Source organism: Microbacterium sp. (assembly GCF_029263575.1).
Lineage (GTDB): Bacteria > Actinomycetota > Actinomycetes > Actinomycetales > Microbacteriaceae > Microbacterium.
Genome location: NZ_JAJUFV010000099.1, coordinates 1 through 11,167 on the forward strand (window position 1 = coordinate 1; position 11,167 = coordinate 11,167).

The 11,167-nt window shown below is 65.4% G+C and carries 9 protein-coding genes and 1 pseudogene; 2 read left to right on the forward strand and 8 right to left on the reverse strand.

The window, feature by feature from the left end:
- The 5 genes and pseudogenes from Q1J95_RS10645 to Q1J95_RS10665 form a co-directional block, all read right to left on the reverse strand.
- Positions 1–352: pseudogene (locus Q1J95_RS10645) on the reverse strand (ABC transporter permease); the annotation flags it as partial.
- A gap of 3 nt (positions 353–355) precedes the next feature.
- Entirely contained in the window at positions 356–1,429 is a 1,074-nt protein-coding gene (locus Q1J95_RS10650) for an ABC transporter permease (RefSeq protein ID WP_300267492.1), read from the reverse strand.
- The gene (locus Q1J95_RS10655) at positions 1,426–2,235 is read right to left on the reverse strand and encodes an ATP-binding cassette domain-containing protein (protein WP_300267493.1); all 810 of its coding nucleotides are present in this window, start codon (positions 2,233–2,235) and stop codon (positions 1,426–1,428) included. The genes Q1J95_RS10650 and Q1J95_RS10655 overlap by 4 nt, the downstream gene beginning before the upstream one ends.
- Positions 2,232–3,056, reverse strand: coding sequence for an ABC transporter ATP-binding protein (locus Q1J95_RS10660; protein WP_300267494.1), 825 nt, complete (start codon positions 3,054–3,056; stop codon positions 2,232–2,234). Before Q1J95_RS10660 ends, Q1J95_RS10655 begins: the two co-directional genes overlap by 4 nt.
- Before the next feature lie 116 nt (positions 3,057–3,172).
- Positions 3,173–4,846 carry an ABC transporter substrate-binding protein gene (locus tag Q1J95_RS10665; protein ID WP_300267495.1) on the reverse strand — a complete coding sequence of 558 codons (1,674 nt, stop codon included), beginning with the start codon at positions 4,844–4,846 and terminating at the stop codon, positions 3,173–3,175.
- A 220-nt stretch (positions 4,847–5,066) separates the two neighbouring features.
- Between Q1J95_RS10665 and Q1J95_RS10670 the strand changes: the two genes are divergently transcribed.
- Positions 5,067–5,660 carry a TetR/AcrR family transcriptional regulator gene (locus Q1J95_RS10670; protein WP_300267500.1) on the forward strand — a complete coding sequence of 198 codons (594 nt, stop codon included), beginning with the start codon at positions 5,067–5,069 and terminating at the stop codon, positions 5,658–5,660.
- Positions 5,661–5,679: 19 nt separating this feature from the next.
- Positions 5,680–6,894, forward strand: a complete 1,215-nt coding sequence (locus tag Q1J95_RS10675; protein WP_300267496.1) for an amidohydrolase — start codon at positions 5,680–5,682, stop codon at positions 6,892–6,894.
- Positions 6,895–6,915: 21 nt separating this feature from the next.
- On the opposite strand, the gene Q1J95_RS10680 is transcribed toward Q1J95_RS10675, so the two are convergent.
- The 3 genes from Q1J95_RS10680 to Q1J95_RS10690 all read right to left on the reverse strand — a co-directional run bounded on the left by Q1J95_RS10680 (position 6,916) and on the right by Q1J95_RS10690 (position 10,899).
- A complete protein-coding gene (locus tag Q1J95_RS10680; RefSeq protein ID WP_300267497.1) occupies positions 6,916–9,777 on the reverse strand; it encodes a helix-turn-helix transcriptional regulator in 2,862 nt (953 codons plus the stop codon).
- 59 nt (positions 9,778–9,836) lie between these two features.
- Positions 9,837–10,100 (reverse strand): hypothetical protein, encoded by a 264-nt coding sequence (locus Q1J95_RS10685; RefSeq protein WP_300267498.1) that lies wholly within the window; start codon positions 10,098–10,100, stop codon positions 9,837–9,839.
- Between the two features lie 103 nt (positions 10,101–10,203).
- Positions 10,204–10,899 (reverse strand): GTP pyrophosphokinase family protein, encoded by a 696-nt coding sequence (locus Q1J95_RS10690; RefSeq protein WP_300267499.1) that lies wholly within the window; start codon positions 10,897–10,899, stop codon positions 10,204–10,206.
- Between the last annotated feature and the right edge of the window lie 268 nt (positions 10,900–11,167).

An 11,167-nucleotide genomic window follows, 5' to 3' on the forward strand; every position in this document is an offset into this window, starting at 1 on the left:
CGACCACGACCACACCGCGTGTGCCGTGAATGACCTGGCTGAGCACATCCTCACCGATGTGTGTCGTACCCAGCCAATGCTCGGCGGAGGGCGGCTGCAGCCGGGCGGTGTAGTCGATCTGCGTGGGAGAGAACGGCGCGAGAACATCGGCGAAGATCGCCACCAGCACGAAGAAGGCCAGGATCGCCAGCCCTGTGATCGACTTGCCGTTGCGGAACATCGCAAAGGCCGAGACGATCTTCGCCCAGAAGCTCTGCCGCGGCTCGCCCTGGCTGCCGCGTGGCCCGGCGGTGCGCAGCAGCAGGGTCTCGGGGGTGCCTGCGCTCTTGCGGCGTTCGGTTGTCGTCGTCATGACTCAGGCCTCCGTCTGGCGCGTGCGCGGGTCGAGGAATGCGTAGGCGACATCAGCGAGGATGTTCGCGATGAGCACCGAGAGCGTGATCACGAGGAAGACGCCCTGCATGAGCGCGTAGTCCTTCGCATTGGTGGCGTCCAACAGGAGCTTGCCGACTCCGGGGTAGCTGAAGACCATCTCCATCACGATGGTGCCGCCGACGATGAAGCCGATCGACAGCGCGAAGCTCTGAATCTGCGGCAGCACCGCATTGCGTGCGGCGTATCGCCACAGCACGCGTTTGTGCGGCATGCCCTTGGCCTGCGCGACGGTGATGTAGTCCTCATCGAGCACGGTGAGCATCATGTTGCGCATGCCGAGCATCCACCCGCCCAGCGACGCGATCACGATCGTCAGGGCTGGAAGGGTGCCGTGATGGATCACCTGGCCGATGAACTCGGCATTCCATCCCGGCGATATGCCGACGCCGTACGCCTTGCCGATCGGGAACCAACCGAGGTTCACCGAGAACACGGCGATCGCGAGCAGCCCGAGCCAGAAGTAGGGGATCGTGCTGAGGAACGTCGTGATCGGCACGAACACCTCGAGCTTGCTGCCGCGGCGCCAGCCGATGATCGCGCCACCGATCGTGCCGATCAGTAACGACACGATCGTGGCGAAGCCGACCAGGCCCACCGTCCACGGCAGAGCCTGGCTGATGACCTCGGTCACCGGTCGCAGACCGTGCAGCAGTGAGACACCCAGATCACCGCGCAGCAGCAGCGCCCAGTAGTCGAGATACTGCTGCCAGAGGCTCTTGTCGGTGTCGAGCCCCAGCAGTGCCCGCAGGGCATCCGCCGCCTCCGGCGACACGTTGCGGTTACGCGCCAGGTACTGGGTGACGGCGTCGCCCTTCATCATGCGCGGTAGGAAGAAGTTGATCGTCAGCGCGGCCCACACTGTGAAGAGGTAGAAGGCCGCGCGTCCGCCGAGAAATCGCCACGGGATACGCGAGCGTCCGGCCACGGCTTTCGTGGCTGTCGTGCCGATCTCCACCGCATCCGCGGTGGGAGCCTGTGGTTCGACGGCGGTCATGATGCGCCTCCCGTGGATTGACCGGCGGTGGCGAAGAAGCGTTCCGGATCGGGGGACGCCGACCGCAATTCGCGCGTGTAGGGGTCTTGGGGGTTCAAGATCACGTCGTCGGCCGGGCCGTGCTCGACGATGCGCCCCTGGTTGAGCACCATGATCTCGTCGCTGAAGTGGCGGGCGGTGGCGAGGTCGTGCGTGATGTACAGCACGCCGAGTCCTTCTTCGCGCTGAAGATCGGCGAGCAGGTTGAGCACGCCGAGGCGAATGGACACGTCGAGCATCGATACCGGCTCATCGGCGACGAGGATCTTCGGCCGTGACGCCAGCGCCCGGGCGATGGCCACGCGCTGACGCTGACCGCCCGAGAGCTCGTGCGGTCGGCGGTCGATCACCGTGTCGGGGTCGAGTCGCACGCGCTCGAGCAGGCGGCGCACCTCAGCTTCGGTCTCTTCTTTCGGCACGACGTCATCGAGACGCAGCGGTCGCTCGAGGTGGTAGCGGATCGAGTGGTAGGGGTTCAACGACGCGAATGGGTCTTGGAAGACCATGCGCAGTTGCTGGCGGTACGCGCGAAGCCCGCGCCCGCGGCGCGGAATGGGCTTCTCGTCGAGCAGCACCTCGCCGCTGGTGGGGGTCTCCAGCTGGGTCAGGATCTTCGCGATCGTCGATTTGCCGCTGCCGGACTGTCCGACGAGGCCGATCGTCTGCCCCGAGCGCAGGGTGAAGCTCACATCATCGAGGGCGGTGAGCTGCCCGGCGCCGCGGACGTTGTAGATCTTGGTGACATGGCGCACATCGAGGATGCTCATCGCGCCACCATTCCCTTCTCGCCGGTGAGGCGCGGAAACGACGACAGAAGCGTCTTGGTGTATTCGTCACGCGGCGAGCGCCAGATCTGCTCGGCCGTGTCGAGCTCGACGATCTCACCGTCGCGCATGATCGCGATGCGGTCGCTGATCTCCAGCAGCAGCGGAAGGTCGTGGGTGATGAAGATCACCGAGAAGCCGAACTCTTCGCGCAACTGTGAGATCTGGCGCAGGATCTCACGTTGCACGAGCACATCGAGAGCGGTGGTCGGCTCGTCCATCACCATCAGCTGCGGGCGCAGAGCCAGCGCCATCGCGATCATGACACGCTGACGCATACCGCCGGAGAGCTCATGGGGGAACGAGCGGATGCGCTGCGCACCCACCTTCACGATCTCCAGCAGCTCGATCACCGCTTCTCGCCTTTGCTTGCGCCCGAATTCGGGACGGTGCACCTCGAAGACGTCTTCGAGCTGAGCGCCGATCGTGGCGACCGGGTTCAAGGCGTTCATGGCGCCCTGGAACACCATGGAGATCTTGTCCCAGCGGAATCGGCGCATCTCTTCGGCGCCGAGGGCGCCGACGTCGATGACACCGGCATCCGTGTCGTGGAATGAGACCGATCCGCTCGTGATCACCGCCGGCGCCTTGAGCAGTCGCTGCACCCCGTAGGCCAGGGTGGTCTTGCCGCAGCCGCTCTCGCCGGCGAGCCCGAGGATCTCGCCGCGCTGGAGTTCAAGCGAGACGTTCTTCACCGCCTCGACGGGCGGGTCGACGTCGTACACGACGGAGAAGTCACGAACGGAAAGCAGGGGGTCTGACATGGTGATCGCTTTCGTGCGGTGCCGAGGTCCAGGGTGCCGGTGAAACTGCATTCCGCGGATGAGCCCGGCGGGAATCCGCGCGGTCTCATCCGCAGAATGCGGTTTCGTCGGGGGCGCTACTTCGCCTCGAGCTTCGTCAGGATCTGGACGATGCCCGGCTGGGTCGGGTCGGCCGAGGCGTACTGGTCGTCCTCACTCGGCCAGCCGACGTAGTTGCGGGTGTTGTACTCGCCCAGCAGCGGGTGCGCTCCGAGCGGAATCGCCGGCACGTTCTCGGCGAACGCCGTCTGAAGAACAGTGACGGCCTCGACACGTTCTTCATCCGTCGACGCGTTGGCGTAGGTGTTCAGCGCCTCGGTGACGGCGGGGTCGTCGAAACGGCCGAAGTTGTACTGGGCCTTGTCGTCGACGATCCACTTCGGATCCATGGTCGAGGTGTACAGGCCATAGGCGTTGCCGGTGTCTTCGAGCCAGTGGATGATCGCCTGGAAGGTGCCCTCCTGGCGGGCGGCATCCCAGCCGCCCCAGTCGGGCTGGTCGACCTTGACCTCGATGCCGAGGGCTTCGTCGAGCTCTTCGGCGATGAGCGCCTGCTCGGTGTTCCAGTCGCTCCAGCCGGCGGGAACGGAGATCGAGAACGAGACGGCCTCACCGTCGGGGTCGATGAGCTTGTCGCTCTCCCAGGTGTAGCCGGCGTCGGTGAGGATGTCCTTGGCCTTGTCGATGTCGACGTCGTACTCGACGCCCTGGAACTCGGGAACGATCTCGTCTTCGAGCAGCGTGCCGAGTCCGGTCACATTCCAGATCGGCTCGCTCGCGCCTTCGCGGGCGATGTCGACGTAGGCCTGGCGGTCGATCGTCCACGCGAGTGCCTCGCGGAGGGCTGGGTCGTTGAACGGCTTGGTCTGCAGGTTGAAGAACAGCGTTCCGGCGCCGGGGGTCGGCGAGGCGAGGAAGTGGTTCTCTTCATCGACCGACAGGTAGCTCGACTCGATCTGCGGAATGAAGGCTTGAGCCCAATCGGCTTCGCCGCTGGCGAGTGCCGTGGTGAGGGCTGCGTTGTCACCGTACGAGACGTAGTTCAGCTCGGGTACGGCCAGCTCGCCGCCCCAGTAGTCTTCGTTCGCCGTCAGAGTGACCGACTCGGTCGACCAGTTGTCGAGCACGTAGGGGCCAGTGCCGACGACGAGACCCTCATCGGTGAGCGGGTCGGTGTTGGGGTCTTCAATGTTCTCCCAGATGTGCTTGGGCACGATCGGGGTGTGCAGCACCCGCGCCTGAGCGGTGTACTTCGAGTCGGCGAAGGTCAGGGTGACAGCGTCGCCGTCTTGCGTCGCGCCCTCGTAATTCAGGCCCGAGGCGTCGGCGAGTTTGCCGTTGAGGAACTGGTCGAACGTGAAGATGATGTCGTCTGCGGTGAAGGGCTCGCCGTCGCTCCAGTTGACGCCGCTGCGCGGCACGACCGTGAGCTGGGTGTAGTCATCGTTCCATTCGACCGACTCGGCAAGCCACGGGGTGGTGCCGAGGTCGCCCGTCGGGTTCACGAGAGCGAGTGTCTCGAAGATCACCTTGGCGTAGCCGTACTTGGATGCCGAAGAATCGCCGAGGTACGGGTTGTGCGACTCGGTCGTGATCGCACCGTCGGGCTTCGCGATCGTGAGGGCGACGGTTCCGGTGCCGGAGCCGCCGTCGCCGGTGTCGCTGTCGGCTGAGGTCGAGCAACCGGCGAGTACGCCGGTGCCGAGGGCGGCGATCGCGCCGATGGCGATCATTGATCTGCTGAGCTTCATTGCTTCTCCTTGAACACGGTCACAGTGCGGGGGTTGTACAAACTGTATTCGTATGGTCCATTTACTTACAAGCGGGAAAGTAAATGTGAAAGCGAGATTACCGACAAGTAAGTAAGCTTGCAAGTAACGATTATCAGACCGTTACACTCACCGGGAGGATGCCGTGGCAACCGAAGCATCAGGCAGCACGCGCACGCGACCTGCGACGCGTCAGAAGCGCATGGAGATCCTCAACGCTGCGATCGAGATCTTCGGCAACAAAGGATCGACCAACGGCACGCTCGCCGATGTCGCCGACCAGGTCGGACTCACCCACGCCGGGGTGCTGCACCACTTCGGCTCAAAGCAGAACCTGCTGTTGGAAGTGCTCGCCTACCGCGACGAGACCGACGTCGCCGAGCTCACCGAGCAGCATATTCCCGGCGGGCCCGAGCTGTTCGTGCACCTGGTTCGCACGGCATTCCTCAACGCGACCCGCCCCGGCATCGTGCAGGCGTACACCGTGCTCTCGAACGAATCGGTGACAGACGACCATCCGGCACGCGGCTTCTTCGAAGAGCGCTACACGACTCTGCGCCGTGAGGTGACGCACGCGTTCCAGGCGCTGTGCAAGCAAGAGGGCGTGACCGAGCCCGATACGATCGCGGCGGCCTCGGCCAGCATTCTCGCGGTCATGGATGGCCTGCAGCTGCAGTGGCTGCTGCATCCGGACGTCGTCGATCTCGGCGAAGCCAGCGAGTTCGCGATCCGTGCGATCGTGAACGGCGTGCTGAACCCCGGGCCGGAGCTCACCAGCTACACCGGCAAAGAGTGAGGTCGCTAGGCTCGGGCCTATGACGATCGACCTCGAGGCGCTGTATACCGATCTGCACCGGCATCCTGAACTGTCCTTCCAGGAGACACGCACCGCGGGCATCGCCGCCGCGCACCTGCGCGATCTCGGACTCGAGGTCGAAGAGGGCGTCGGCATCACCGGCGTCGTCGGGATGCTTCGAAACGGCGACGGCCCGGTTGTGTGGGCACGCGCCGATATGGATGCCCTGCCCGTTGCCGAGCTCACGGGCCTGTCATACGCCAGCACGGCGACCGGCATCGACCCGGCCGGTGACACCGTGCCGATCATGCACGCGTGCGGGCACGACATGCACGTGACGGCGATGATCGGCGCGGTCGAGAAGCTCGTCGCATCCCGCGATGATTGGTCCGGAACGCTCGTGGTGCTCATCCAGCCAGCGGAAGAGTTCGGCGCGGGCGCGCGGGCGATGCTGGATGCCGGGATTCTCGATCGCTACCCGAAACCCGATGTCGTGCTCGGCCAGCACGTGACCCCGCTCGCAGCGGGCACCGTCGGCATGCGCCCGGGCCCGCAGATGTCTGCCGCCGACGGTCTCACCGTGACCCTGCACGGGCGCGGCGGGCACGGATCGAGGCCGCACACCACGATCGACCCCGTGGTCATGGCGGCAGCTACGGTCATGCGACTGCAGACGATTCCCTCGCGCGAAGTCGACCCGAAAGAGATCGGCGTCGTCACCGTCGGGTCGATCCACTCGGGCACCAAGAGCAACATCATCCCCGCCGAGGCGAAGCTCGAGATCAGCCTGCGCTACGCCACCGACGAGATGCGCGAACAGGTGATGGCGAACGTCGAGCGCATCGTGCGGGCAGAGGCGGCGGCGTCCGGTGCTGAGAGCGAACCCGAGATCCGCGTCGATTTCACCCTTCCGCCCACCCACAATCACGCCGAGGCGACCGCTCGGGTCACCGCCGCGATCGACCGTGCGCTCGGCGAGGGCACCGTCATCGACCCGGGCATGTTCACGGGAAGCGAAGACGTGTCGTGGTTCGCCCGCGATTCCGGCGCGCCGCTCGTGTTCTGGTTCTGGGGCGGCGTCGACCCGGCCGAGTTCGCGGCCGCCGCCGAAAAGGGCACCCTCGCCAGCGACATCCCGTCGAACCACTCACCGTACTTCGCACCTGTACCGCATCCCACGATCGAGGTCGGTGTGACCGCGATGGCTGCGGCCGTGCGCGAGTTCATGGCGTGAGCTGGGGCGAGACACCGTCACTCACCGGCGCGAGGCGACCATCGCGGCCTCGGTCCGCGTCGATGCACCGAGCTTGCGCAGAATCGCTGAGACATGCACGCTCACGGTCTTTGCGCTGATGAAAAGTCGCTCGCCGATCTGCTTGTTGCTCAGGCCTTCCGCCACCAACTCGAGCACCTGCAGTTCGCGTGCGGTGAGATCGGATTCTTCACTGCCTGCGGGGGCGTTGATCCCGGTCGCGGTTCCCAGGGCCGATACAGCCTGCTGCAGCCGGTCATGCTTCAGATCGTGGGAGATCCGCTCGGCTTCGACGAGCACCGACGCGGCGGACGCACGTTCGCCGTGGGCGACCAGCACACGGATGAGTTCCGTGCGCACAGCCACGGTCATCATCACCGGGATGTCAGGGCGCGATGTTGTTTCTTTCGCCGCCTCGAGGCTCTCACGAGACGGGTCGAGCATCGCGTACAGAATGGTCTCCCAGTCGGAGTTTCGCAGGGCAGGGGGCTGGGCAGCCCACGCCGCTCGAATCGCTCGGGCCGCGGCATCTGTATTGACGCTGGCTGCGCGCGCCTCCGCGACCAGCCAGCCACCCTCCAGCAGCAGTCGACGCTGATTCGCGATCGCCGGGCCGTCATCGGCGGCCATCCGTCGAACCGCCTCGAGGGCCTCTGCCCAGTCACCACGGGCAACCGCGATTGCGACGTCGGCCTCGACGAGGTAATACCAGACCTGCCGTTCGGTGATCGCGGCCGCACGCATCGGCGACTGCCACTCGCGGCGCACCTGTTCGGCCTCTTCGATCTTTCCGCGCCACGACAGAGCGCGCATTCGTGAACTCGCGAGGTAGAGCCCGGACCGATGCGGGCCGAGGTGCCCGTGGGGCACGGTGGCAAGAAGCCGTTCGACGCGTTCGATGTCGCCGAGCGCCAACAGCGGCTCGATCATGTTCTGCGTCATGACGTTGCCGGTGTTGCGGACTCCGATTTCCTGCGCCCGGCGCAGTCCCTCTTCAGCGACACGCACCGCCTCAGCGAATCGTCCGCGGAGAGTGAGCGAATCGGAGTAATTCAGCCGGTACTGCACGCCCGAACGGTCAGCCGCGGAAAGCGCCGACGCCATCTCGAAGGCCTCCTGCCCGGCCGTGAACTGCCCCATCAGCATCAGCGAGCAGCCACGCAGATTGAAGGCGATCGAACGCTCGCGGTCGTCGCCGTCGGCGGCGGCAGCGCGTTGTGCATCGTCGGCAGCCGCGACCGACTGCGCCAGACGGCCCGCGAGCATGTGGCGGCTGGCGATGCCGTTGAGCACGTTGGCGCGCAGGTGCCCGCGGTCGATCCCGTGCCGATCGAGAAACGCGAGTGCCGCGAGATACTGGTCGAGCGACCCCGCGCGGACTTGGTTGGCGAGATATTGCCCGCGGTCGCGCAGCAGCCGTGCCTCCGTCTCAACATCGACCTCGCCGCCGGCGGATCGCGTTCGCTCCGCTTCTGCCAGCGCCGACTCCGCAACGGAGAGCGCACGCTCATCGTCACCGGCGTTGCGCAGAATCGACCCCAGTTGCTGGAGAAGAGCGAGGTGGTCGATACCAGCGGCCCCTGCTGGGTCGCGGTTCTGCTCCCACAGTTCGAGGGCGAGGTCACCGAAGCGAGCCGCACTGGCATACGCGTAACTGGCCTTCGCCTGAAACATCGCCGTGACCGCGGCGCGCAGCGCCTTGCTCGGGTCGTTCGCCCGCTGCCAGTGGAAAGCGAGCGTCGCCGGATCGCCCTGGCACCCGCCCACTTGATCTTCGAGGGCCTGGGCGTACTGCCAGTGCAAACGGACGCGCTCCCCGGGCAGAAGATCGTCGTACACCGCCTCGCGAAGCAACGCGTGTCGGAATACGTAGCTGTTGCCGCGCACGCTGACGATGCCGCTGTCGATCGCAATGCGCACAGCACGGTTGAACGCCGCGTCGTCGAGAGCCACCAGATGGGTGAGAAGAGCGTGCGGCAGCGCACCGTCGACGCTGGCCGATGCCACCCGGACGACGTGCGCGGCATCGTCATCATCGAGGGCATCGAAACGCGCGAGCAGAACGTCACGCAGCCCGTCGGGCAATGTCTGCGTCAGGCACGAGGCGAGTTCTTCGATGAAGAACGGCACACCCTCGGCGCGGGCGGTGAGACCGGCGAGTTGCCCATCGGTCACCGGCAGCCCCCGAAGCTGTTCGCTGAGCGCTCGCGTGGCCTCGGCATCAAGCCGCGCCAGCATCAGGCGCTGCACACGCTGCGCGCGGGCGACATCGGCGATGAACCGGCTGGCCGGGTCGCCCCGCCGAATGTCTTCGTCGCGGTAGGTCAGCAGAAACAGGATGCGACCACGTGTGAGCGTGCGCACGAGGAATGACAGCAGAATGAGTGTCGAAGCATCCGCCCAGTGCAGATCTTCGATGACGATGACCTGCGGAATGTGCCCAGCGGCGGCCTCGATGAGGGTCGCGATCGCGTCGCGCAGCGCATCGGGGCTGGTCGCGGAGCGATCTACCGGCGTCTCGGCCAGCTCGGGCAACAGCATCCGCAGCGCCTCACCCCCGGCGCCCACCGCCTGCAGCGCCGCGTCGGCGCCGAGATCGCTGACGATCGAACGCAGAACGGTGATCAGCGGGCCATACGGCGTGCGCGCCGCGCCGAGATCAAGACACCATCCCGTGTGCATCGCGGCAACGGAGCCGATCTCGTTTCGGAGCTCACGGATGAGCCGGGATTTTCCGATGCCCGCTTCGCCACCGATGAGTATCGTGCTCGGTTCACCGTCTGCGGCACGCGAGAACGCCGAACGCACCGTGGCGAGATCATCGTCTCGACCCACCAGCGCTGCGTCGAAGCCGCGGAGAGACATACTCCTATCGTCCCACTGGGCTGCGACATCGCCCGACAGCGCATGAAGACGGAGGGCGCTCACCGGGCGTGAACGGCCGACGCCGACGAATCATTCAAGCGGCGGGAACGCTCGGATGCCGCCGCTGCAACCGCCGCGGAATCTCGGCGCTCCTCGCCGAGACGACGCCGGATCAGCTCGCGGATCCGCGAGACGAACGGATGCCTCGGCGACACGATCCGCTCAGGATGCTCGGCGATAACGCGGCGCAGCTCGTTCTCGCGATCGATACGCTGTCGCTCGGTGACGTAGGCGGTGTATGTGAACGACGGGTGTTCGAACATGGTGTGGGCTCCTCTGATGCTCTGAGTCCACACTCCGCTCTAAGGCGCGATGCGCACATCGGGCAGATGCCCTATCTTCGTGCGAGCTCCGCCGTCGCCGCGGCTACACCTTCATGATGCGCGGCGACGGCGGCTCGATCTGACGACGGGCGACGCCGTGCGCCTCGCGGTGCAGCCGCTCCATCCGGGTGTCGAGCTCGGCTGCGGCCTCGGCGGCATCCGACAGGCTCGCCACGAGGTGACCCGGAACCTGATTCGAGAACTTGTAGTAGATCTTGTGCTCCAGGCTCGCCCAGAAGTCCATCGCGATCGTGCGGAACTGCACCTCGACGGGAATCGACAACGGGCCCGTCGACAAGAACACCGGCACCTCGATGATCGCATGCAGACTCTTGTAGCCGTTGGGCTTCGGGTTCGCGATGTAATCCTTCACGATGCGCACCGTGATGTCGTCTTGCTGGGTGAGCAGATCAAACAGCAAGTACACGTCGGCGACAAAACTGCAGGTCACGCGAACGCCGGCGATATCGGTGATCTGCTCGCGGATGGTGTCGAAATCAGGATCTTCGATTCCGCGGCGTGCGACCTTCTCGACGATGCTGTCGGGCGACTTGAGCCGGCTCTTCACATGCTCGATGGGGTTATACGAGTGATCGTGCGTGAACTCGTCGCGCAGAATCGAGATCTTCGTCTCGACCTCGCGCATGCCGAACTCGTACTCGCGCAGGAACCGCTGGAACTCATCGCGCAGCTCTTTGGCCTCGCTGATGGTGGTTTCGGTGACCTGGATGGCCGTCATGAAAATAACGCTACCCGGATATCTTCGGTGTGGGCTGTGCATCATGCCGTGCATGTGGAGCGGGAAGCACTTGCGTTCGCCACTCCCGAGAACAGGAACTTCTCCCGAGAAACAGGACGGATACGCAGATCCATCCTGTTCTCGGTGAGTCATCCTGATCTCGGGAGTTTGGGCGGCGAAGCACGCGTTGGGCGGATGCAGCGGCATCCTCCACAAGCTTTGAATCCGATCAGGGAGTCATGCCCTTGGTGCGAGCTCCGCGCCCCAC

Coding starts and splice junctions, on each gene's coding strand:
- Q1J95_RS10650 (WP_300267492.1), bottom strand. CDS start 1,429: ATGACCGCCGTCGAACCACAGGCTCCCACCGCGGATGCGGTGGAGATC.
- Q1J95_RS10655 (WP_300267493.1), bottom strand. CDS start 2,235: ATGAGCATCCTCGATGTGCGCCATGTCACCAAGATCTACAACGTCCGC.
- Q1J95_RS10660 (WP_300267494.1), bottom strand. CDS start 3,056: ATGTCAGACCCCCTGCTTTCCGTTCGTGACTTCTCCGTCGTGTACGAC.
- Q1J95_RS10665 (WP_300267495.1), bottom strand. CDS start 4,846: ATGAAGCTCAGCAGATCAATGATCGCCATCGGCGCGATCGCCGCCCTC.
- Q1J95_RS10670 (WP_300267500.1), top strand. CDS start 5,067: ATGGAGATCCTCAACGCTGCGATCGAGATCTTCGGCAACAAAGGATCG.
- Q1J95_RS10675 (WP_300267496.1), top strand. CDS start 5,680: ATGACGATCGACCTCGAGGCGCTGTATACCGATCTGCACCGGCATCCT.
- Q1J95_RS10680 (WP_300267497.1), bottom strand. CDS start 9,777: ATGTCTCTCCGCGGCTTCGACGCAGCGCTGGTGGGTCGAGACGATGAT.
- Q1J95_RS10685 (WP_300267498.1), bottom strand. CDS start 10,100: ATGTTCGAACACCCGTCGTTCACATACACCGCCTACGTCACCGAGCGA.
- Q1J95_RS10690 (WP_300267499.1), bottom strand. CDS start 10,899: ATGACGGCCATCCAGGTCACCGAAACCACCATCAGCGAGGCCAAAGAG.